This window comes from Ramlibacter sp. (assembly GCF_036383835.1).
In the GTDB taxonomy this organism is placed as follows: Bacteria; Pseudomonadota; Gammaproteobacteria; order Burkholderiales; family Burkholderiaceae_C; genus Ramlibacter.
Genome location: NZ_DASVNN010000062.1, coordinates 45290 through 66014, shown reverse-complemented (window position 1 = coordinate 66014; position 20725 = coordinate 45290). Strand labels below are relative to the sequence as shown.

23 protein-coding genes and 1 tRNA gene are annotated in these 20725 nt (G+C 68.1%); 15 read left to right on the top strand and 9 right to left on the bottom strand.

What is annotated here, in order from left to right; genetic code table 11:
* The 5 genes from hemA to VF522_RS10245 form a co-directional block, all read left to right on the top strand.
* The coding region (gene hemA / locus VF522_RS10265) for a glutamyl-tRNA reductase (RefSeq protein WP_330908158.1) at window positions 1–892 on the top strand (892 nt) is incomplete at its 5' end.
* A 95-nt stretch (window positions 893–987) separates the two neighbouring features.
* The gene (gene prfA / locus VF522_RS10260) at window positions 988–2085 is read left to right on the top strand and encodes a peptide chain release factor 1 (protein ID WP_330908157.1); all 1098 of its coding nucleotides are present in this window, start codon (window positions 988–990) and stop codon (window positions 2083–2085) included.
* On the top strand, window positions 2082–2906 hold the full coding sequence (prmC, locus tag VF522_RS10255; protein ID WP_330908156.1) for a peptide chain release factor N(5)-glutamine methyltransferase: 825 nt from the start codon (window positions 2082–2084) through the stop codon (window positions 2904–2906). Before prfA ends, prmC begins: the two co-directional genes overlap by 4 nt.
* A 45-nt stretch (window positions 2907–2951) precedes the next feature.
* Window positions 2952–3281 (top strand): Grx4 family monothiol glutaredoxin, encoded by a 330-nt coding sequence (gene grxD / locus VF522_RS10250; RefSeq protein WP_330908155.1) that lies wholly within the window; start codon window positions 2952–2954, stop codon window positions 3279–3281.
* A gap of 151 nt (window positions 3282–3432) precedes the next feature.
* Window positions 3433–4428 (top strand): AAA family ATPase, encoded by a 996-nt coding sequence (locus VF522_RS10245; RefSeq protein WP_330908154.1) that lies wholly within the window; start codon window positions 3433–3435, stop codon window positions 4426–4428.
* A 70-nt stretch (window positions 4429–4498) separates the two neighbouring features.
* Here the strand turns inward: VF522_RS10245 and VF522_RS10240 are convergent, their stop codons facing one another.
* Together VF522_RS10240 and VF522_RS10235 are read right to left on the bottom strand one after the other, a co-directional pair.
* A complete protein-coding gene (locus VF522_RS10240; RefSeq protein ID WP_414709491.1) occupies window positions 4499–5167 on the bottom strand; it encodes a lytic transglycosylase domain-containing protein in 669 nt (222 codons plus the stop codon).
* Window positions 5164–6909 carry a proline--tRNA ligase gene (locus tag VF522_RS10235; protein WP_330908153.1) on the bottom strand — a complete coding sequence of 582 codons (1746 nt, stop codon included), beginning with the start codon at window positions 6907–6909 and terminating at the stop codon, window positions 5164–5166. The genes VF522_RS10240 and VF522_RS10235 overlap by 4 nt, the downstream gene beginning before the upstream one ends.
* A gap of 91 nt (window positions 6910–7000) precedes the next feature.
* Here VF522_RS10235 and VF522_RS10230 point away from each other — a divergent pair, with 91 nt between their 5' ends.
* On the top strand, window positions 7001–7654 hold the full coding sequence (locus VF522_RS10230) for an RNA pyrophosphohydrolase (protein ID WP_330908152.1): 654 nt from the start codon (window positions 7001–7003) through the stop codon (window positions 7652–7654).
* Window positions 7644–8153, top strand: a complete 510-nt coding sequence (locus VF522_RS10225) for a CNP1-like family protein (RefSeq protein WP_330908151.1) — start codon at window positions 7644–7646, stop codon at window positions 8151–8153. The genes VF522_RS10230 and VF522_RS10225 overlap by 11 nt, the downstream gene beginning before the upstream one ends.
* Window positions 8154–8191: 38 nt before the next feature.
* On the opposite strand, the gene proB is transcribed toward VF522_RS10225, so the two are convergent.
* From proB to rplU, 4 genes are all read right to left on the bottom strand, one after another.
* Window positions 8192–9328, bottom strand: coding sequence for a glutamate 5-kinase (proB, locus tag VF522_RS10220; protein ID WP_330908150.1), 1137 nt, complete (start codon window positions 9326–9328; stop codon window positions 8192–8194).
* A complete protein-coding gene (gene cgtA, locus VF522_RS10215; protein ID WP_330908149.1) occupies window positions 9325–10401 on the bottom strand; it encodes an Obg family GTPase CgtA in 1077 nt (358 codons plus the stop codon). Before cgtA ends, proB begins: the two co-directional genes overlap by 4 nt.
* 65 nt (window positions 10402–10466) lie before the next feature.
* Entirely contained in the window at window positions 10467–10727 is a 261-nt protein-coding gene (rpmA, locus tag VF522_RS10210) for a 50S ribosomal protein L27 (RefSeq protein ID WP_330908148.1), read from the bottom strand.
* Window positions 10728–10739: 12 nt separating this feature from the next.
* On the bottom strand, window positions 10740–11051 hold the full coding sequence (gene rplU / locus VF522_RS10205) for a 50S ribosomal protein L21 (protein WP_330908147.1): 312 nt from the start codon (window positions 11049–11051) through the stop codon (window positions 10740–10742).
* A gap of 176 nt (window positions 11052–11227) precedes the next feature.
* Between rplU and VF522_RS10200 the strand changes: the two genes are divergently transcribed.
* From VF522_RS10200 to VF522_RS10165, 8 genes are all read left to right on the top strand, one after another.
* Entirely contained in the window at window positions 11228–12211 is a 984-nt protein-coding gene (locus VF522_RS10200) for a polyprenyl synthetase family protein (RefSeq protein ID WP_330908146.1), read from the top strand.
* Window positions 12212–12244: 33 nt separating this feature from the next.
* A tRNA-Pro gene (locus tag VF522_RS10195) sits at window positions 12245–12321 on the top strand.
* A gap of 224 nt (window positions 12322–12545) precedes the next feature.
* Window positions 12546–14282 (top strand): type IV-A pilus assembly ATPase PilB, encoded by a 1737-nt coding sequence (gene pilB, locus VF522_RS10190; protein WP_330908145.1) that lies wholly within the window; start codon window positions 12546–12548, stop codon window positions 14280–14282.
* Between the two features lie 27 nt (window positions 14283–14309).
* Window positions 14310–15521, top strand: coding sequence for a type II secretion system F family protein (locus VF522_RS10185; RefSeq protein WP_330908144.1), 1212 nt, complete (start codon window positions 14310–14312; stop codon window positions 15519–15521).
* Window positions 15521–16381: a prepilin peptidase gene (locus VF522_RS10180; protein WP_330908143.1), complete on the top strand. Its 861-nt coding sequence runs from the start codon at window positions 15521–15523 to the stop codon at window positions 16379–16381. Before VF522_RS10185 ends, VF522_RS10180 begins: the two co-directional genes overlap by 1 nt.
* A 7-nt stretch (window positions 16382–16388) precedes the next feature.
* Window positions 16389–16991: a dephospho-CoA kinase gene (gene coaE / locus VF522_RS10175; protein ID WP_330908142.1), complete on the top strand. Its 603-nt coding sequence runs from the start codon at window positions 16389–16391 to the stop codon at window positions 16989–16991.
* A 40-nt stretch (window positions 16992–17031) separates the two neighbouring features.
* Entirely contained in the window at window positions 17032–17784 is a 753-nt protein-coding gene (zapD, locus tag VF522_RS10170) for a cell division protein ZapD (protein WP_330908141.1), read from the top strand.
* Between the two features lie 8 nt (window positions 17785–17792).
* Complete coding sequence (locus VF522_RS10165) at window positions 17793–18008, top strand: DNA gyrase inhibitor YacG (RefSeq protein WP_330908140.1); 216 nt, start codon at window positions 17793–17795, stop codon at window positions 18006–18008.
* A 148-nt stretch (window positions 18009–18156) separates the two neighbouring features.
* Here VF522_RS10165 and VF522_RS10160 read toward each other — a convergent pair whose 3' ends face one another.
* The 3 genes from VF522_RS10160 to argJ are packed head-to-tail and all read right to left on the bottom strand — an operon-like array spanning window position 18157 to window position 20719.
* Complete coding sequence (locus VF522_RS10160) at window positions 18157–18627, bottom strand: NUDIX domain-containing protein (RefSeq protein ID WP_330908139.1); 471 nt, start codon at window positions 18625–18627, stop codon at window positions 18157–18159.
* Window positions 18624–19496, bottom strand: coding sequence for an ATP-binding protein (locus tag VF522_RS10155; protein ID WP_330908138.1), 873 nt, complete (start codon window positions 19494–19496; stop codon window positions 18624–18626). Before VF522_RS10155 ends, VF522_RS10160 begins: the two co-directional genes overlap by 4 nt.
* The gene (gene argJ, locus VF522_RS10150; RefSeq protein ID WP_330908137.1) at window positions 19493–20719 is read right to left on the bottom strand and encodes a bifunctional glutamate N-acetyltransferase/amino-acid acetyltransferase ArgJ; all 1227 of its coding nucleotides are present in this window, start codon (window positions 20717–20719) and stop codon (window positions 19493–19495) included. Before argJ ends, VF522_RS10155 begins: the two co-directional genes overlap by 4 nt.
* Window positions 20720–20725 lie beyond the last annotated feature (6 nt).

Genomic DNA, 20725 nt, shown 5'->3' with positions numbered 1-20725 from the left:
CGTGCGCGTGGCGGAACAGGCCGGCGCCCTGGGCACGACGCTGAACCAGCTGTTCCAGCGTTCCTTCGCCGTGGCCAAGGAGGTGCGCACCTCCACCGAGATCGGTTCGCACTCCATCAGCATGTCGGCCGCGGCGGTGCGCCTGGCCGGCCAGCTGTTCGAGGACCTGTCGAAGGTGCGCGTGCTGTTCGTCGGCGCCGGCGAGATGATCGAGCTGGCGGCCACGCACTTCGCGGCGAAGAACCCGAAGTCGATGGCGATCGCCAACCGCACGCTGGAACGCGGCGAGAAGCTCGCCAGCCGCTTCGGCGGCGAGGTGATGCGCCTGGCCGACCTGCCCTCGCGCCTGCATGAATTCGACGTCGTGGTGAGCTCCACCGCGAGCCAGCTGCCCATCATCGGGCTCGGCGCCGTCGAGCGGGCGCTGAAGGCACGCAAGCACCGCCCGATGTTCATGGTGGACCTGGCGGTGCCGCGCGACATCGAGCCGGAAGTGAAGGCGCTGGAAGACGTCTACCTGTACACGGTGGACGACCTCGCGCACGTGGTGCAGACCGGCCACGCGAGCCGCCAGGCCGCCGTGGCGCAGGCCGAGGCGATCATCGACGCCGGCGTGCAGAGCTTCGTGCACTGGATGGACCAGCGCCACGTGGTGCCGCTGATCCAGCAATTGAACCGGCAGGCCGACGAGTGGCGCAATGCCGAACTCGCGCGCGCCCGCAAGCTCCTCGCCCGCGGCGAGGACGTCGACGCCGTGCTGGAGGCCCTGTCCAAGGGCCTCACGCAGAAGATGCTGCACGGCGCCATGGCCGAACTGCGCGCCGGCGACGACGAGGCGCGGCGGCGCGCCAGCCAGGCGGTCGAACACTTCTTCCTGCGGAAAGAGCGTTAGCTGCGCGCGCCGTCCGGCGCGCTCCGGTTCCACGTTGAGCGTTCGGCGTTCAGCGTGATCCCCGCTCAACGCTCAACCCTCAACGCCCAACGCCCGTGAAACCCTTCCTCCGCCAGCAACTCGAGCGCTTCCCCGTCCGCCTGCAGGAACTGGACTTCTATCTCTCGCAGCCCGAAGTCGTGAACGACATGGCGCGCTACCGCGAGCTCACGCGCGAGCACGCCGAGGTGACCGAAGTCGCCGGCGTCTACCAGCGGTTCCTGCAGCGCGAGCGCGACCTGGCGCAGGCGCGCGAGATGATGGACGACCCCGAACTGGCCGACATGGCCAGGGACGAGATCGCCGCGCTCGACGCCGAGCTGCCCGCGCTGGAAGGCGAGCTGCAGGGCCTGCTGCTGCCCAAGGATCCCGACGACGTGCGCAACTGCTTCCTCGAGATCCGCGCCGGCACCGGCGGCGACGAGTCGGCGCTGTTCGCGGGCGACCTGCTGCGCATGTACACGCGTTATGCGGAACGCCAGGGCTGGCGCCTGGAGATCGTGAGCGAGAGCGAAGGCGAAGTCGGCGGCTACAAGGAAGTCGTGATCCGCCTCGTCGGCGACGGCACCTATGGCAAGCTGAAATTCGAATCGGGCGGCCATCGCGTGCAGCGCGTGCCCGCCACCGAAAACCAGGGCCGCATCCACACCAGCGCCTGCACGGTCGCCGCGCTGCCCGAGCCGGACGAAGCGGCGGCGGTGCAGATCAACCCGGCCGACCTGCGCATCGACACCTACCGCGCCTCGGGCGCCGGCGGCCAGCACGTGAACAAGACGGACTCCGCCGTCCGCATCACGCACATCCCGACCGGCATCGTGGCCGAGTGCCAGGACGACCGCTCGCAGCACCGCAACAAGGCCAAGGCGATGCAGGTGCTCTCCGCGCGCATCCAGGAGAAGGAGCGTTCCGAGCGCGCGGCCAGGGAAGCGGCGACGCGCAAGGGCCTGATCGGCAGCGGCGACCGCAGCGACCGCATCCGCACCTACAACTTCCCGCAGGGACGCCTCACCGACCACCGCATCAACCTCACGCTGTACAAGCTGGGCGCGATCCTGGAAGGCGAGCTCGACGAAGTGGTCGCCGCCCTGCTGCTGGCGCGCAAGGCCGAACAGCTCGAGGAGCTGGAGGTCGGCATGGGCGCGGTGCGGGCGTGACGCTGAAGGAGGCGCTCGCGCAGGCCGCGGCACGGGACGTCGCGCGCATCGACGCGCAGGTCCTGCTGCTGCACGTGCTCGGGCGCGAGGGCGCCGGTCGCGGCTGGCTGCTGGCGCATGACGACGAAGCGCTGGCCGGCGGGGACGGCGCGCGTTTCGAGGCGCTGTGCGCGCGGCGCCTGGCCGGCGAGCCGGTCGCCTATCTCACCGGCGAGAAGGAATTCTTCGGCCTGCCGCTGCAGGTCGATGCGCGCGTGCTGGTGCCGCGGCCGGACACCGAGACGATCGTGGAGTGGTCCTTGCAGGTTCTGCAGGACAGGAAGGCGCCGCGCCTGATCGACCTCGGCACCGGCAGCGGCGCGATCGCGCTGGCAATCCAGCACGCGCGTCCGGATGCGGTGGTCGAAGCCGTCGACCGTAGCGCCGACGCGCTCGCGGTCGCCTCCGCCAACGCGCAGCGGCTGGGACTGCCGGTGCGGTTCCGCCAGGCCTCCTGGCTGGACGGCGCCGGCCGCTACGACCTGGTCGTCAGCAACCCGCCTTACATCCGCGCCGACGACGAGCACCTGCCCGATCTCGCGCATGAGCCGCTCGGAGCCCTGATCTCGGGACCGGACGGCCTGGCCGACCTGCGCGCCATCGTGGCCGGCGCGCGGGACCACCTGCTGCCCGGCGGCTGGCTGCTGCTGGAGCACGGCTGGGACCAGGCGGAAGCGGTGCGCGGCCTGCTGCAGGCGGCCGGATTCGTGGACGTGGCGAGCCGGCGCGACCTGGCCGGCATCGAACGCTGCTCGGGCGGGCGGCGGCTTGAACTGGGATAATCCGCCACAAGGTTTGCGGCAGACCCTGCCCAGGAGAGATTTCCAATGAGCGACGCCCAGCAACGCATCGACGACCTCGTCAAGAAGAACGACATCCTGCTGTTCATGAAGGGCAGCGCGTCCTTTCCCATGTGCGGCTTCTCCGGCCGCGCGGTGCAGATCCTGAAGGCTTGCGGGGTCGACCCGAAGCAGCTCGCCACCGTGAACGTGCTGGAAGACGACGGGATCCGCCAGGGCATCAAGGAATACAGCAACTGGCCGACGATCCCGCAGCTCTACGTGCGCGGCGAATTCATCGGCGGCTCGGACATCATGATGGAGATGTACCAGAGCGGCGAACTGCAGCAGGTGCTCGGCACCCCCGGGCAGTCGTAGCACTCGCCTCCGGCGGCTGCCAGCAGCAGCCGTCCTTCCCGCGCCTGCTGTCGACATAAGCTGACAAGCTCGTGCGAAGGCGCGTCCGCGGGTTGCCCGGCTCAACGGCCTATGCTGGAATGAAAGCACAGTCGTTGAAGGAGTGGCCGCCATGCAATCGCGAAGCCTTGTCCCGCACAACCCCGGCCTGAAGCTGCCGATCGCCAACCTGCGCAGCGTCTTCCGGCCGCACGACGTCGAGCGCAAGCTCGCCAAGCTGCCGGCCCGCGACCACGAAAGCCTGCGCGCCACCTACGAGCGCATGCTGGAACGCGGCCCCGAGCGCTTCCAGGTCAAGCCCAGCGGCATCCCCGAGATGGCCGCCCTCTACGAACAGCTGCCCAACTTCGCCGACGCGCTCGACGACGTGAAGCGCCACGTCGCGCTGTCGCAGGACTCCGGCGACGGCATCGAGATCACGCCGATGCTGCTGCTGGGACCGCCCGGCATCGGCAAGACCCATTTCGCGCGGCAGCTCGCCGAGCTGCTCGGCACCGGCATGCAGCTGGTTCCCATGAGCTCGATGACGGCGGGCTGGCTGCTGTCCGGCGCGTCCTCGCAGTGGAAGGGCGCCAAGCCCGGCAAGGTGTTCGAGGCGCTGGTCGACGGCCAGTACGCCAACCCGGTGCTGGTGGTCGACGAGATCGACAAGGCGAGCGCCGACGCGCAGTACGACCCGCTCGGTTCCCTCTACAGCCTGCTGGAACACGACACGGCCGGAACCTTCATGGACGAATTCGCCGAGATCGCGATCGACGCGAGCCAGGTGATCTGGATCATGACGGCCAACGACGAGCGCTGCATCCCCGAGCCGATCATGAACCGCATGAACGTGTTCGAGATCGACGCGCCGACGCTGGAGCAGGCCCGCGCGATCGCGCGCAACCTGTACCAGGCGATCCGCGGCGAGCACGGCTGGGGCCGGCGTTTCGACGAGGAGCCGGCGGACGACGTGCTGGATGGCCTGGCGGAGCTCGCGCCGCGCGAAATGCGCCGCGCGCTCATGACGGGCTTCGGCAATGCACGGCTCGCGCATCGGGAAACGATCCAGCCGGAAGACCTGCCGAAGGGCAACGGCGGAAAGACGAAGCTGGGATTTCTCCAGTAGGGCGGCGGTGAGCCGCGAAGCGCGAACCCCGCCGTCGGGCGTCGGGGTTCGCCTGCGGGCTCACCCCGACCTACGAAGCGCCCCGCGGCACCGCCGGCGGGATCTCCGTGGGCTGGGGATCCTTCCACTCCCACTTCTTCGCCGCGGCGACCACCGCGGTGGGATATTGCGGCCGGCCGCGGCTGCCGTTGTAGCGGCCCAGGGCCATGTACAGGTCTCCGCTTTCGCGATCCAGGTAGTGCCGCAGGATCACGCAGCCGAAGCGCAGGTTGGTCTGCATGTGGAACAGGCTGGACGGATCGCCGTGGCCGATCAGGCGCGTCCAGAAGGGCATCACCTGCATGTAGCCGCGCGCGCCCACCGGGCTCACCGCGAACTTGCGGAAGGCGCTCTCGACCTGGACGAGGCCGAGCACCAGGCCGGTGTCGAGGCCGGCGCGCCGGCTCTCGTACCAGACGGTCTGCAGGAATTCCTTGCGCTCGGTCCAGTCCGCCTTGCGGCGCTCCAGCCGGCGGCTCATGTCGCCCAGCCAGCGCAGGTATGCCAGCCGCGCCCCGATCTCCTCGAATTCGGGCACCGGCGGCGCGCTGTTGGCGATCGCCGAGGTGAGCGCCGTCCGCACGGAATCGGCCAGCGGCTCCTCGATCTGCGCGCCCGCCTGCGCCGGCGCCCAGGCGCCCCACCACCACAGGCCGGCGCCGGCCAGCGCCGGTCGCAGGCAGGCCCTGCGCGTGATCACGCCTGCAGCCGTCCCTTGACGAAGGCAGCGACATCGGCGGCGGCCACCTTGGTGGCGCCGGCGTCGCGGCGATGCTGGTATTCGACCTGGCCTTCCTTGAGGCCGCGGTCGGAGATCACCACGCGATGCGGCACGCCGATGAGCTCCCAGTCGGCGAACATCGCGCCGGGACGCTCGCCGCGGTCGTCCAGCAGCACGTCGATGCCGGCGGCCGCGAGATCGTCGTGCAGCTTCTCCGCGGCGGCCTTCACCTCCGCGCTGCGATCCATGCCGATCGGGCAGACCACCACCGTGAACGGCGCGATCGCATCCGGCCAGATGATCCCGCGCTCGTCGTGGTTCTGCTCGATCGCCGCGGCCGGCAGGCGCGTGATGCCGATGCCGTAGCAGCCCATCTCGAACTGCTTGGGCTTGCCGTCCTCGTCGAGGAAGGTCGCCTCCATCGGCCTGGAGTATTTCGTGCCCAGATAGAAGATGTGGCCCACCTCGATGCCGCGCTCGATCGCGAGCTTGCCCTTGCCGTCGGGCGACAGGTCGCCCTCGACGACGTTGCGGAGATCGGCCACGGCGTCGGGTTCGGGCAGGTCGCGCCCCCAGTTCACGCCGGTGATGTGGAAGTCTTCCTCGTTGGCGCCGCAGATCCAGTCGGCCATCACGGCCACTTCGCGGTCGGCGACGATCTTCACCTTCTGCTTCAGGCCGATCGGGCCCAGGTAGCCGGGCCTTGTGCCGAAGGCGGCTTCGATCTCGGGCAGCGTGGCGAAGCGGAAGCCCGCGTCGAGTCCCGGCACCTTGCCGACCTTGATCTCGTTCATGGCGTGGTCGCCGCGCACCAGCAGCAGCCAGATCGTCGCTTCCACCGGCGCGCCCTGCGCGTCCATGCGGTCGGTCGCGAGGACCAGCGACTTCACCGTGGTCTCGAGGGGCACCTTCAGCAGTTCGGCGACCTGTTGGCAGGTGGCCTTGCCGGGGGTCGGCACCCTGGTCATCGCCTGCGCGGCCGCGGGACGCGGGCCACGAGGCGCGAGCGCCTCGGCCTTTTCCATGTTGGCCGCGTAATCGCTGTCCGGGGAGTACACGATGGCGTCCTCGCCGGTGGCGGCGATCACCTGGAATTCTTCCGACAGGTCGCCGCCGATGGCGCCGCTGTCCGCGGCCACCGCGCGGTAACGCAGGCCGAAGCGATCGAAGATGCGGCGGTAGGCCTGCGCCATCGCCTGGTAGCTTTTCTGCGCGCCGGCCTGGTCGCGGTCGAAGCTGTAGGCGTCCTTCATGATGAATTCGCGCCCGCGCATCAGGCCGAACCGCGGACGGCGCTCGTCGCGGAACTTCGTCTGCACCTGGTACAGGTTCTTGGGCAGCTGCTTGTAGCTGCGAAGCTCCTGGCGCGCGATGTCGGTGACGACTTCTTCCGAGGTGGGCTGCACCACGAAGTCACGTTCGTGGCGATCCTGGATGCGAAGCAGCTCGGGGCCCATCTTGTCGAAGCGGCCGGTCTCCTGCCAGAGTTCGGCCGGCTGCACCACCGGCATGGCGCATTCGACGGCGCCGGCGCGGTTCATCTCCTCGCGCACGATGGCTTCCACCTTGCGGATCACGCGCAGGCCCATGGGCATGTACGTGTAGATGCCGGCGCCCAGCTTCTTGATCATGCCGGCGCGCATCATCAGCTTGTGGCTGGCCACTTCGGCGTCGGCGGGGGCTTCCTTGAGCGTGGAAATCAGGAACTGGGAGGCTCTCATCAAATTGGACGGGACGGTGGGAGTAGCTGAGCCCTTCCAGCGCGCAGAGGCGCCGTGCATAATGAACTCAGTTCAAAGATTTGGGGTGATTATGCTGGACCGGGACGGCTTCAGGCCCAACGTCGGCATTATCCTGCTCAACCAGAAAAACCAGGTGTTCTGGGGCAAACGCATCCGGACGCACAGCTGGCAGTTCCCGCAAGGCGGCATCGACCGCGGCGAAAGTCCCGAACAGGCGATGTTCCGGGAACTGCACGAGGAAATCGGGTTGATGCCGGAGCACGTGCGCGTCGTCGCCCGCACGCGCGACTGGCTGCGCTACGAAGTGCCGGAGCGCTACATCCGCCGCGACGCGCGCGGCCACTACAAGGGCCAGAAGCAGATCTGGTTCCTGTTGCAGCTGGTGGGACAGGACCACAACCTGAACCTGCGCGCCACCAACCACCCGGAGTTCGACGCCTGGCGCTGGAACGATTACTGGGTGCCGCTCGACGTGGTGGTGGAATTCAAGCGTGGCGTGTACGAGATGGCGTTGCGCGAACTCGCCCGCTTCCTTCCGCGCAGCGACCACCGCAATCGCTACCTGCGCAGCGGCATGCGCACGCGCGATGCCGACCACCCGCACGACTCCCACGGCTCCATGCTGCCCGGCCCCGCCATGGAACTGCCGCCGGGCGCGACTTTCGAACCGAATCCACAGGCGCGGCCCCTGCCCCTCGCCTCCAAGGGAAAGCATGCAACGTAGTTTCCTGGCGCTGGCGCTCGCCGGCGCCTCGCTGGCCGCCTCGGCCCAGCTCGCCTTCGACCATCCCGACTGGAAGGAACTCGAGGCCCCGCCGCCGCCGCCGCTGCGCACCACCGGGCTGATCCCGCTCGAGATCACGGGCAGCAGCCTGCGTTTCGGCGTGGACCCCGCGTCCATCAGCGTCGGCAGCGATTCGATCGTGCGCTACGTGGTGGTCGCCACCAGCAGCACGGGCACCACCAACGCCATCTACGAAGGCCTGCGCTGCGGCAGCGGCGAGGTGAAGGTGTACGCGCGGCACAACCCGGACAGCGGCTGGGTGCCCGCGAAGGACAGCCCGTGGCAGGTGCTGCAAAGCACCGCCAACTATCGCTACTCGCTGTACGTGGCGCGCAATGGCGCGTGCTTCGGCCCCGCGCCGAACGGCCCGCCCGCACAGATCGCCCGGGACCTGCGGCGGCCGCCGGACGAGAAGTTCGACCGCGCGCGGATCCGCTGAGGAATCCGGAAGAATCCGCGAAGGCGGATTCTTCGGAATCAGCGCGTGACGACCAGGTTGGTCCTGTGGATCATCTCGGGTTCGGCCATGTACCCGAGCAGCCGCTCGATCTCCGCGGACGGCTTGCGGCATAGCAGGCGCGCCTCGGCCGAAGCGTAGTTCGCCAGGCCGCGCGCGATTTCCTGGCCCAAGGGGTCGCGCACCGCGATCACGTCGCCGCGGGCGAAATCGCCCTCCACCGCCGTCATGCCGATCGGCAGCAGGCTCTTGCCCTCGGTGCGCAGCTTGGCCGCCGCGCCTTCGTCCACCGTCACCGAGCCGCGCAGCTGCAGGTGGTCGGCCATCCAGCGCTTGCGCGCCTGGCTTTTCTGCGTCGGCGCCACCAGCAGCGTGCCGATGATCTCGCCGCGCGCCAGGCGCAGCAGGCAATCGGGTTCGCGGCCCCAGGCGATGACCGTCGACGCGCCGGAGCGCGCCGCGCGCGACGCGGCGAGCACCTTGGTGATCATGCCGCCCTTGCCGATGCTGCTGCCGGCGCCGCCGGCCATCTGCTCCAGCGAGGGATCGCCGGCGCGCGCTTCCTGGATGAACTTCGCCTGCGGGTCCTTGCGCGGGTCGGCGCTGTACAGGCCCTTCTGGTCGGTGAGGATCACCAGCAGGTCGGCTTCCACGAGGTTGGCCACCAGCGCGCCGAGCGTGTCGTTGTCGCCGAACTTGATCTCGTCGTTCACCACCGTGTCGTTCTCGTTGATCACGGGAACGACCTGCAGCTGCAGCAGCGTCAGCAGGGTCGATCGGGCATTCAGGTAGCGCTCGCGGTCCGCGAGGTCGGCGTGCGTGAGCAGCACCTGCGCCGAACGCAGGCCCTGCTCGCGCAGCTTGGTCTCGTACATCTGCGCCAGGCCCATCTGGCCCACCGCGGCGGCGGCCTGCAGCTCGTTGAGTTCGTGCGGGCGCGCGGTCCAGCCCAGGCGCTTCATGCCCTCGGCGATCGCGCCGCTGGACACCATGATCACCTCGCGGCCCTCGCCGGCCAGCGCGGCGAGCTGCCGGCTCCACTCGCCGATGGCGGCTTCGTCCAGCCCGCGGCCCTCGTTGGTGACCAGGCTGGATCCCACCTTGACGACGATTCGCCTCGCTTCGCGCAGCGTCGCCGATTCGTGCTGATCGCTCATGGAGCGATATTTTCGCCGCCCGCGAAGCGCGGATCGACTTCCGCCGGCGGCTGCTCCGCGATCTGCAGGGAGTGGATGTGCTGCCAGATCGCCTTGACCAGGTGCTCGCAACCTTCGCGCGTGAGCGCGCTGATCTCGAACACCGGGCCCTTGTGCTTGAAGCGCTTGACGAAGTCCTTCACGCGCGCCGCGCGTTCCTCCGCCGGCACCATGTCCAGCTTGTTCAGCACCAGCCAGCGCGGCTTCTCGTGCAGGGCGGCGTCGTATTTCTTCAGCTCCGCGACGATCGCCTTGGCCTGCGCCACGGGATCGACGTTGTCGTCGAAGGGCGCGAGGTCGACGACGTGCAGCAGCAGGCGCGTGCGCTGCAGGTGGCGCAGGAACTGGTGGCCGAGGCCCGCGCCTTCGGCGGCACCTTCGATCAGGCCCGGCACGTCGGCGACCACGAAACTCTGTTCGGGGCCGACACGCACCACGCCGAGGTTGGGATGCAGCGTGGTGAAGGGGTAGTCGGCGATCTTCGGGCGCGCGTTCGACACCGCCGCGATCAGCGTGGACTTGCCGGCGTTCGGCATCCCGAGCAGGCCGACGTCGGCCAGCACCTTCAGCTCCAGCTTCAGGTTCTTCTTCTCTCCGGGCCAGCCGGGCGTCTTCTGCCGCGGCGCGCGGTTGATCGAGCTCTTGAAGCGCATGTTGCCGAAGCCGCCGTCGCCGCCCTTGGCGATCATGATCTTCTCGCCGGGCACGAGCAGCTCGTACAGCACCTCGCCGGTCTCGGCGTCGGTGACGATGGTGCCCACCGGCATCTTCAGCGTGATGTCGTTGCCCATGGCGCCGAACATGTCGGAGCCCATGCCGTGTTCGCCGCGCCCGGCTTCGTGCCGGCGCGAGAAGCGGAAGTCCACGAGCGTGTTGAGGTTCACGTCCGCCACCGCCCACACGTGCCCGCCGCGGCCGCCGTCGCCGCCGTTGGGGCCGCCGAATTCCTTGTACTTCTCGTGGCGGAACGAGACGCAGCCGTTCCCGCCGTCGCCGGCGGCGATGTCGATGAATGCCTCGTCAACGAATTTCATGCGAACCTCAAAATGAAAAGAGCCCCGACAAGCGGGGCTCTTCTTGTCAGCGGGCCCAGGTTACCTCAGGCCGCCGGGATCACGTTGACCGTGTGCTTGTTCAGCGCGCCCTTGACCTGGAAGCTCACGTGGCCGTCCACCAGGGCGAACAGCGTGTGGTCCTTGCCCACGCCGACGTTGTTGCCGGGGTGGAACTTGGTGCCGCGCTGGCGCACGATGATGGAGCCGGCGCTGATGAGTTCGCCGCCGAAGGCCTTGACGCCCAGCATCTTCGGCTGGGAGTCGCGCCCGTTTCGCGTAGAGCCGCCGCCTTTTTTCTGTGCCATTTCCCGTTCTCCTTAGCCCGCGATCGAACCGATCTCGATCTCGGTATAGGCCTGGCGGTGGCCCTGGTGCTTCTGGTAGTGCTTGCGGCGGCGCATCTTGAAGATGCGGACCTTGTCGTGCTTGCCGTGCGAGACGACCTTCACCTTGACCGTGGCACCGGATACCAGGGGGGCGCCGATCTTCAGGTCGCTGCCGTTGCCGAGAGCGAGTACCTGGTCGATCGTGATTTCCTGGCCGATGTCCGCAGCAATCTGTTCTACTTTGATCTTGTCGCCGGAAGCAACGCGATACTGCTTGCCACCGGTTTTTATGACCGCGTACATGGTTGACCTTTCAACGAATCGGGACCCTCATGGGCCCCTTCCTTCTTCCCCGGACGGATTTCCGGAAAAGCCCGCGACTATAGCATAGTTGGTGGTTGCTCACAAGGCGGGGCGCCTGCTTCCCCGTAGCGTTGCGGGGTGCTTCCTATAATCCTGCAACTCTGCAGGTTCCCGCCTTGACCGATTCCTCTCCCAGCGCCGCCGCCGTGCTGTCCCTGATCGCGGACGACATGCGGCAGGTCGATGCCGTGATCGCCCGCCGCCTCGATTCGGGCGTGCCCCTGGTAGGCGAGGTGTCGCGCTACATCATCCAGTCCGGCGGCAAGCGCCTGCGCCCCGCGCTGCTGCTCCTGGTCTGCGGCGCGCTCGGCTACCGCGGCGACCAGCAATTCAACCTGGCCGCGGTGGTGGAATTCATCCACACCGCGACCCTGCTGCACGACGACGTGGTCGACGAGTCCACGCTGCGCCGCGGCCGCGCCACCGCCAACGAGAACTTCGGCAATCCGGCCAGCGTGCTGGTGGGCGACTTCCTCTATTCGCGCGCCTTCCAGATGATGCTCGACGCGCACGACATGCGCGTGATGGAGATCCTGGCCGAGGCCACCAACGTCATCGCCGAGGGCGAGGTCATGCAGTTGATGAACATGCACGACCCCGGCCTCGACGAAACGGCCTACCTGCAGGTGATCCGCTCCAAGACGGCGAAGCTGTTCGAAGCCAGCGCGCGCCTCGGCGCGGTGCTGTCGAAGGCCGATCCCCAGGTCGAACGGGCCTGCGCCGATTACGGCCAGGCGCTGGGCACGGCCTTCCAGGTGATCGACGACGTGCTCGATTACACGGGCGATGCCGGCGAGCTCGGGAAGAACCTGGGGGACGACCTGCGCGAGGGCAAGGTCACGCTGCCCCTCATCGCCGCCATGCGCCGCGGCAGCGAGCAGCAGCACGCCGTGATCCGCCGCGCCATCGAGTCCGGCGCGCTGGAAGAACTCGATCACATCCTCGCGATCGTGCGCGAAACCGGCGCGCTGGAAGTGGCGCAGGAAGCCGCGGCATCGGAAGCCCGGCGTGCGATGTCAGCTGCGAAACAGCTACCGGCGAATGAGCACGCTCAGGCTTTGCTACAATTGGCGGCTTCACTGCTGCAGCGTCGTTACTGAGGTTCCTCAGCCACGCGACGAGTCGCCGCGAATCGGGGTGTAGCTTAGCCTGGTAGAGCGCTACGTTCGGGACGTAGAGGCCGGAGGTTCGAATCCTCTCACCCCGACCAGTTTTCACGAACTGGTCACCAGCCCGCAAGCTGGTCCGTTTTCCCCTCGGGAAGTAACAAGTCATTGCGCGATGCAGCCTTCCTGCGTCCGAACGTGACTTCCTGCCAACGCCGGCGACCTGCGTTGGGCCGTTTCGTTTACACCAACTCGGCTTTTCGGGATGATCGGAGCCGACACCGCTCGTTGGGGGCGGAGTATCCGCTCACCCCTAAAAATACACACCATGGCCGCAGTCGATCCCGCAGAACTCTCCGCCGTCGCCCTCCCGGGCCTCGGCCGGGCGCTGGTCTCGGCCGGCAAGCTGGGACAGAAGGCGGCGGAAGAGATCTACCGCAAGGCGAAGCAGAAGCGCACCAGCTTCATCGCCGAACTGACCGGTTCGGGTTCGGTCTCCGCCGCCGACCTCGCGCACACCATGTCCCAGTCCTTCGGGGCCCCGGTGCTGGACATGGATGCCATCGACATCCAGCGCCTGCCCAAGGGCCTCCTGGACGGCAAGATCTGCCAGGACTACCGCGTGGTCGTCCTGTCCAAGCGCAACAACCGCCTGATCTGCGCCACCGCCGACCCGTCGGACCAGCAGGCGGCGGAGAAGATCAAGTTCTCGACCCAGATGGGCGTGGACTGGGTGATCGCGGAATACGACAAGCTGTCCAAGATGGTCGACGGCCTCGCCACCACGGCGACCGAGGCCATGGACAGCATCATCGGCGACGACTTCGAGTTCGACGAGTCGAACATCGACTCCTCGAACCCCGAGGAGGAGGACAAGGGCGCGACCTCCGACGTCGAGGACGCGCCGGTCGTCAAGTTCCTGCACAAGATGCTGCTGGACGCGATCGGCGCGCGCGCCTCGGACCTGCACTTCGAGCCCTACGAGCACACCTACCGCGTGCGCTTCCGCATCGACGGCGAGCTGCGCGAGATCGCGTCGCCGCCGGTGGCGATCAAGGAAAAGCTGGCTTCCCGCATCAAGGTGATCTCCCGCATGGACATCTCCGAGAAGCGGGTGCCGCAGGACGGCCGGATGAAGCTGAAGGTCAGCGCCGACCGCGTGATCGACTTCCGCGTCTCGACGCTGCCCACGCTGTTCGGCGAAAAGATCGTGATCCGTATCCTGGATCCGAGCTCCGCCAAGCTGGGCATCGACGCCCTGGGCTACGAGCCGGAGGAGAAGGCGCGCCTCATGGACGCGATCGTCCGGCCCTACGGGATGATCCTGGTGACCGGTCCGACCGGTTCGGGCAAGACGGTGTCGCTGTACACCTGCCTGAACCTGCTGAACAAGCCGGGCGTGAACATCGCCACCGCGGAAGACCCGGCGGAAATCAACCTCCCCGGGGTGAACCAGGTGAACGTGAACGACAAGGCGGGCCTGACCTTCGCCGTGGCACTGAAGTCCTTCCTGCGCCAGGACCCGGACATCATCATGGTGGGCGAAATCCGCGACCTGGAAACCGCCGACATCGCCATCAAGGCCGCCCAGACCGGCCACATGGTGCTGTCCACGCTGCACACGAACGACGCGCCGACCACCCTCACCCGGATGCGCAACATGGGCATCGCGCCCTTCAACATCGCGTCGTCCGTGATCCTGATCACCGCGCAGCGCCTGGCGCGCCGGCTGTGCGGGCAGTGCAAGAAGCCGCAGGACATCCCCTACGAGAACCTGCTCGACGCGGGCTTCAAGGAGGAGGACGTCGACGGCAGCTGGACGCCCTACCACCCGGTGGGCTGCTCGGCCTGCAACAACGGCTACAAGGGCCGGGTGGGCATCTACCAGGTCATGCCGATCAGCGAGGACATGCAGCGCATCATCCTCGCCGACGGCAGCGCGCTGGAAATCGCCGTGCAGGCGCGCAAGGAAGGCGTGCGCAGCCTGCGCGAGTCCGGCCTGCACAAGGTCCGGCTGGGCCTCACTTCCCTCGAGGAAGTGCTGGCCGTCACGAACGAATCATAAAAGCGAAAGCAGTCAAGAGGAGCGCAGATGGCCACCGCAGCAGCGACGAAAGAATTCGTCTTCGAATGGGAGGGGCGGGACCGCAACGGCAAGACGGTGCGGGGGGAAACGCGCGCTGCCGGCGAGAACCAGGTCATGGCCTCGCTGCGGCGCCAGGGCGTGTCGCCCCTGAAGATCAAGAAGCGCAAGATGCGCTCGGGCGCCAAGATCAGGCCCCGGGACATCGCGATCTTCACCCGCCAGCTGGCCACCATGATGAAGGCGGGCGTGCCGCTGCTGCAGTCCTTCGACATCGTGGGACGCGGCAACACCAACCCCAGCGTCACCAAGCTGCTGAACGACATCCGCACGGACGTCGAGACCGGCACCTCGCTGTCGTCCGCCTTCCGCAAGTACCCCCTGTACTTCGACAGCCTGTACTGCAACCTGGTGGAGGCCGGTGAAGCGGCCGGTATCCTGGAAAGCCTGCTGGACCGCCTCGCCGTCTACATGGAAAAGACGGAGGCGATCAAGTCCAAGATCAAGTCCGCGCTGATGTACCCGATCGCGGTGATGGTGGTGGCCTTCGTGGTGGTGTCGGTGATCATGATCTTCGTGATCCCGGCGTTCAAGGAGGTGTTCACCTCCTTCGGCGCCGACCTGCCCGCGCCCACGCTGTTCGTGATGTCCATGAGCGAAATTTTCGTGAAGTGGTGGTGGCTGATCTTCGGCAGCATCGGCGGCGGCCTCTACTTCTTCATGCAGGCGTGGAAGCGCAACGAGAAGGTCCAGATGTTCATGGACCGCCTGATGCTCAAGCTCCCGCTGTTCGGCGCCCTGGTCTACAAGTCGGTCATCGCCCGCTGGACGCGCACGCTGGCGACCATGTTCGCGGCCGGCGTGCCGCTGGTGGAAGCGCTCGACTCCGTGGGCGGCGCCTCCGGCAACTCGGTCTACGAAATGGCCACCCAGAAGATCCAGCAGGAAGTGTCCACCGGCACCAGCCTGACGGCGGCCATGACCAACGCCAACGTGTTCCCCTCGATGGTGCTGCAGATGTGCGCCATCGGCGAAGAATCCGGCTCGATCGACCACATGCTGGGCAAGGCCGCCGATTTCTTCGAAGCGGAAGTCGACGAGATGGTGGCCGGCCTGTCCAGCCTGATGGAGCCGATCATCATCGTGTTCCTGGGCACCATCATCGGCGGCATCGTGGTCTCCATGTACCTCCCGATCTTCAAGCTGGGCGCGGTGGTCTGATGGGCTTCGGTACGGGACTCGACGCCGCGCTCGTCGCCGGCGTCCTCGGGCTGCTCGTGGGCAGCTTCCTCAACGTGGTGATCCACCGCCTGCCCAAGATGATGGAGCGGGAGTGGGCGGCCGACTGCGCGGAGTTCTCCGGCCAGCCGGCGCCCGAGCAGGAGCGCCTCGACCTGCTGGTGCCGCGCTCGCGCTGCCCGCACTGCGGCCACGCGATCCGCTGGTACGAGAACATCCCGGTGGTGAGCTGGCTGGTGCTGCGCGGCAAGTGCTCCAGCTGCAAGGCGGCGATCGGCGTGCGCTACCCCATCGTGGAACTGGTCACCGCGGCCTTCTTCTTCCTGTGCGGCTGGCGCTGGGGCCTGACCCTGCAGGCCGCGGCCTGGGCCGCCTTCGCCGCGCTGCTGATCTGCCTGTTCCTGATCGACATGGACACGCAGATCCTGCCCGACGACCTCAACTACATGCTGCTGTGGCTCGGCCTGCTCGTGTCCGCGGTGGGGTGGACCGTGCCGCTGCGCTCGGCCGTGTGGGGCGCGGCCCTGGGCTACCTCGTCTTCTGGGCGATCTTCAAGGCCTACAAGCTCGCCACCGGCAAGGAAGGCATGGGCTACGGCGACTTCAAGCTGCTGGCCGCGCTGGGCGCCTGGCTGGGCGCGGAGTACCTCCTGGCCATCATCCTGCTGTCGTCCATCGTGGGCGCGGTGATCGGCGTCCTGCTGCTGGTGATCGGCAAGCTGGCCAACAAGGACATCCCCATGCCCTTCGGCCCCTACCTGGCCGGTGCCGGCCTGCTGGCACTGGCCCTGAGCCCGGCCACGGTGCCGGTGCTGCTGCCCTTCGCCTTCCCCTTCCGGTAGGGACGCCATGGCGGTGCGCATCGGGCTCACCGGCGGCATCGGCAGCGGCAAGAGCACGGTGCTGCAGATGCTGGTGGAGCATGGCGCGGCGGCGGTCGACGCCGATGCGATCTCCCGCGCAACCACCGCCCCGGGCGGCGCCGCCCTTGCGCACATCGTCGCGAGGTTCGGGCCGGAATTCATGGCGGCCGACGGAGGGCTGGACCGCGCGCGCATGCGCGAACGCGCCTATGCCCACCCCGAAGCGCGCCGCGAGCTGGAACGGATCGTCCATCCGCTGGTGGGCGAGGAGATCGCGCGGCAGGTCGACGCGGCGCTGGCCGCCGGCGCCCGCTGCATCGTGTTCGACATCCCGCTGCTGGTGGAGACCGGCCGCTGGCGCGCCCAGGTCGATCGCGTGCTGGTGGTGGACTGCGAGCCGGAAACGCAGGTTGCCCGCGTGACCGCACGCAGCGGCCTGGCGCCGGACGAAGTGCGCGCCATCATCGCGGCACAGGCCCCGCGCGCGCTGCGGCTCGCGGCGGCCGACCTCGTGATCTGCAACGAGGGCCTGAGCCTCGAAGCACTGCGCAACGAAGTGGAACAGGCGGCGCGATCCTTCGGGCTATGATGGCGCCCTGCCGCCCGTCAGCCCCGCACGACACCTCCGCGTGATCCTCTACGAATATCCCTTCAACGAACGCATCCGGACCTACCTGCGGCTCGAACACCTGTTCCGCCGCCTGGGCGAGCTGATCCCCCGCAGCCACCCGCTGGACCACCACTACGCGCTGTCGACCATCTTCGAAGTGATGGACGTGGCCGCGCGGGCGGACCTGAAGTCCGACGTGCTGAAGGACCTGGAACGCCAGAAGCAGGTGCTCCATGGCTACCGCGGCAACCCCGGCGTGTCCGAGCGCGTGCTCGACGAAGTCATCGCGCAGATCGAGTCCTGCTTCGCCCAGGTCAACGGCACACCCGGCAAGGCGGGCCATTCGCTCACCGAGAACGAGTGGCTGATGAGCATCCGCAGCCGCGCGAACATCCCCGGCGGCACCTGCGAGTTCGACCTGCCCGGCTACTACGCCTGGCAGCACCTGGCGGCCGAAGTGCGCCGTGCCGACCTGGAGCGCTGGGCCGGCACGCTGGCGCCGCTGGCGGACTCCATCTACCTGCTGCTCAAGATGCTGCGCGATTCCGGCGTGCCGCAAAAGGTGATCGCCACCGGCGGCCAGCTGCAGCAGACGCTGCCGCAGGGCCGCACCTTCCAGCTGCTGCGGCTGCGCATCGATCCCGCGCTGGGCCTGGTGCCCGAGATCAGCGGCAACCGCCTGATCGTGTCGGTGCGCCTGATGCGCCAGGACAGCGAGCGCATGCAGCCGAGCAGCGACAACGCGCCCTTCGAGCTGACGCTCTGCGCCTGAGTCCCGCCATGGCGACCCGCGCCGACAAGCCCGCCAAGCCGCGCATCGTGCGCTGCCCCGCCTGCAACGGCGACAGCGTCTACGCGCCCGGCAATCCCTACCGGCCGTTCTGCAGCGAGCGCTGCCGGAACATGGACCTCGGCGCCTGGGCAAGCGAGAGTTTCCGCGTGCCGGACGAAACGCCGCCGGACGACCTGCCGTTCGGGGATCCGAAGGAGCAGTAGAAGACGGACTTCCGGACGCAGAGGACGCAGAGGACGCAGAAGACGCAGAAGATACGCAGAGGACGCAAAAGAAACAGGAAGACCTTTCAAAGGTTTTTTTTGCGTCCTCTGCGTACCCTTTGCGTCCTCTGCGTCCGGCTGTTGGCCTTCAGGAGTGCGTCGCCCCCTCGAACCCGCGCTCCTCGGCGAACCACCGCAACACCGGCACCGTCCCCGGCAGCACCGGCTGCACCGTCACCGGCAGCTGCTGCCACGCGCACTGCTGCCCCTCGTGCATGTGCAGCTCGCCGGTCCACTCGTACACCTTGCAGAAATTCAGGCGCACCAGCGCGTGCGGATAGTCGACGCGCTCGACGCGCCAGGGATGCACGGCGCCGATGGTGACGCCGATCTCCTCCTGCAGCTCGCGGCGCAAGGCCTGTTCGACCGACTCGCCGGCTTCGACCTTGCCGCCCGGGAATTCCCAATAGCCTTCGTACACCTTGCCCGGCGGGCGCGACGTGAGCAGGAAGGCGCCGTCGCCACGCAGCAGTACGCCCACCGCGACTTCGACTTCCTTGCGGTCCGCCCCGCCCTCGCGCGGGCGGTCGCCGTCCGCGACGAGCACGCCGGAACTCATCCCGTGTGCCGCCCCGCGTAGTCGCGCGCGAACTGGTACGCCACCCGCCCGCTGCGCGAACCGCGCTCCAGCGCCCACACCAGCGCCTGCGGACGCGCGGCCTCGATATCGGCCTTCTTCACGCCGAAGTGCTCCAGCCAGGTCGCCGTGATGTGCAGGTATTCCTCCTGGCTGAAGGGATAGAAGCTCACCCACAGGCCGAAGCGTTCGGACAGCGAGATCTTCTCCTCCACCACCTCGCCCGGATGCACTTCGCCGTCCTCGGTGTGGGTGTACGTGAGGTTCTCCTTCATGTACTCGGGCAGCAGGTGGCGCCGGTTGCTGGTGGCGTAGATCAGCACGTTGGGCGTGGACGCGGCCACCGATCCGTCGAGGATGGACTTGAGCGCCTTGTAGCCGGCCTCGCCCTCCTCGAAGCTCAGGTCGTCGCAGAACACCATGAACTTCTCCGGCCGCCCCGCGCACACCTCCACGATGTCCGGCAGGTCGGTGAGGTCCGCCTTGTCGACCTCGATCAGCCGCAGGCCCTGCTTCGCGTATTCGTTCAGGCAGGCCTTGATCAGCGAGGACTTGCCGGTGCCGCGCGCACCGGTCAGCAGCACGTTGTTGGCCGGATGGCCCTGCACGAACTGCAGCGTGTTGCGCTGGATCTTCTCCTTCTGCGGCTCGATCTCCTTCAGGTCGTCGAGGCCGATGGCGGCGACGTGCCGCACTGGCTCCAGCGCGCCATGGCCGCTGGAACGCTTGCGGTAGCGCCAGGCGATCGCCGCATTCCAGTCGGGCGCGGACAGCGGCTGCGGCAGGATGGCCTCGATGCGGGCCAGCAACTGCGTGGCGCGCTCGATGAGGGAGTCGAACTTGTCGGTCATGAACGGTAATCGGCGTTGATCGTGACGTAGTCGTGGCTGAAGTCGCAGGTCCACACCTGGTCGGCGGCGCTGCCGCGCCCCAGCACCACGCGCACCGTGATCTCGGACTGCTTCATCACGCGCTGGCCGTCCTCCTCGCGGTACGAGGGATTGCGGCCGCCCTGCTTCGCGACGTGCACGTCGTCGAGGTACAGGTCGATCTTCGTCTGGTCCAGGTCGGCGATGCCGGCATAGCCGACCGCCGCCAGGATGCGGCCCAAGTTGGGGTCGCTCGCGAAGAATGCGGTCTTGACCAGCGGCGAATGCGCGATCGCATAGGCGACCTTGCGGCACTCCTCGCCGTCCTTGCCGCCTTCGACGCGCACGGTGATGAACTTGGTGGCACCCTCGCCGTCGCGCACGATGGCCTGCGCGAGCAGCCGCGCGACTTCCAGCATCGCGCCCTTCAGCGCCGCGCCGGCCGGGCTGTCCAGCGAAGTGATGCGGGCATGCTTCGCCTTGTTGGTCGCCACCACCACGAAGGAATCGTTGGTGGAGGTGTCGCCGTCCACCGTGACGCGGTTGAACGAGCCTTCGGCGAGCTCGAACGCGAGCTTGGGCAGCAACGGCGCGTCGACCTGTGCGTCGGTGGCCAGGAAGCCCAGCATCGTCGCCATGTTCGGGCGGATCATGCCGGCGCCCTTGCCGATGCCGGTGACGGTGACCGTCACACCTTCGACCTGCACCTGCCGGCTGAAGGCCTTGGGCAGCGTATCGGTGGTCATGATGCCCTCGGCCGCGCGCAGCCAGTGCTCCGGCTTCGCGTCGGCGAGCGCCGCGGGCAGGCCCTTCTCGATGCGGTCCAGCGGCAGCGGCTCCATGATCACGCCGGTGGAGAACGGCAGCACCTGCTCGGGCGCCAGGTTCAGCAGCCGCGCCGCGGCGATGCAGGTGGCGCGCGCGCGCACCAGGCCGTCGTCGCCGGTGCCCGCGTTCGCGTTGCCGGTGTTGATCACCATCGCGCGGATGTCGCCGCGCGCCAGGTGCTCGCGGCCCACCTGCACGGGCGCCGCGCAGAAGCGGTTCTGGGTGAAGACGCCGCCGACCGCCGCGCCCTCGTCGAGCAGGAAGACGGTGAGGTCCTTGCGGTTGGCCTTGCGGATGCCGGCCTCGGCGACGCCGATGCGCACGCCCGGCACCGGGTGCAGCGAGGCCGCGCTCGGCGCGCTCAGGTTGACTGCCATGGTGAG

Coding starts and splice junctions, on each gene's coding strand:
- grxD (WP_330908155.1), top strand. CDS start 2,952: ATGAGCGACGCCCAGCAACGCATCGACGACCTCGTCAAGAAGAACGAC.
- VF522_RS10245 (WP_330908154.1), top strand. CDS start 3,433: ATGCAATCGCGAAGCCTTGTCCCGCACAACCCCGGCCTGAAGCTGCCG.
- VF522_RS10235 (WP_330908153.1), bottom strand. CDS start 6,909: ATGAGAGCCTCCCAGTTCCTGATTTCCACGCTCAAGGAAGCCCCCGCC.
- VF522_RS10230 (WP_330908152.1), top strand. CDS start 7,001: ATGCTGGACCGGGACGGCTTCAGGCCCAACGTCGGCATTATCCTGCTC.
- VF522_RS10225 (WP_330908151.1), top strand. CDS start 7,644: ATGCAACGTAGTTTCCTGGCGCTGGCGCTCGCCGGCGCCTCGCTGGCC.
- proB (WP_330908150.1), bottom strand. CDS start 9,328: ATGAGCGATCAGCACGAATCGGCGACGCTGCGCGAAGCGAGGCGAATC.
- cgtA (WP_330908149.1), bottom strand. CDS start 10,401: ATGAAATTCGTTGACGAGGCATTCATCGACATCGCCGCCGGCGACGGC.
- rpmA (WP_330908148.1), bottom strand. CDS start 10,727: ATGGCACAGAAAAAAGGCGGCGGCTCTACGCGAAACGGGCGCGACTCC.
- rplU (WP_330908147.1), bottom strand. CDS start 11,051: ATGTACGCGGTCATAAAAACCGGTGGCAAGCAGTATCGCGTTGCTTCC.
- pilB (WP_330908145.1), top strand. CDS start 12,546: ATGGCCGCAGTCGATCCCGCAGAACTCTCCGCCGTCGCCCTCCCGGGC.
- VF522_RS10185 (WP_330908144.1), top strand. CDS start 14,310: ATGGCCACCGCAGCAGCGACGAAAGAATTCGTCTTCGAATGGGAGGGG.
- VF522_RS10180 (WP_330908143.1), top strand. CDS start 15,521: ATGGGCTTCGGTACGGGACTCGACGCCGCGCTCGTCGCCGGCGTCCTC.
- coaE (WP_330908142.1), top strand. CDS start 16,389: ATGGCGGTGCGCATCGGGCTCACCGGCGGCATCGGCAGCGGCAAGAGC.
- VF522_RS10165 (WP_330908140.1), top strand. CDS start 17,793: ATGGCGACCCGCGCCGACAAGCCCGCCAAGCCGCGCATCGTGCGCTGC.
- VF522_RS10160 (WP_330908139.1), bottom strand. CDS start 18,627: ATGAGTTCCGGCGTGCTCGTCGCGGACGGCGACCGCCCGCGCGAGGGC.
- VF522_RS10155 (WP_330908138.1), bottom strand. CDS start 19,496: ATGACCGACAAGTTCGACTCCCTCATCGAGCGCGCCACGCAGTTGCTG.
- argJ (WP_330908137.1), bottom strand. CDS start 20,719: ATGGCAGTCAACCTGAGCGCGCCGAGCGCGGCCTCGCTGCACCCGGTG.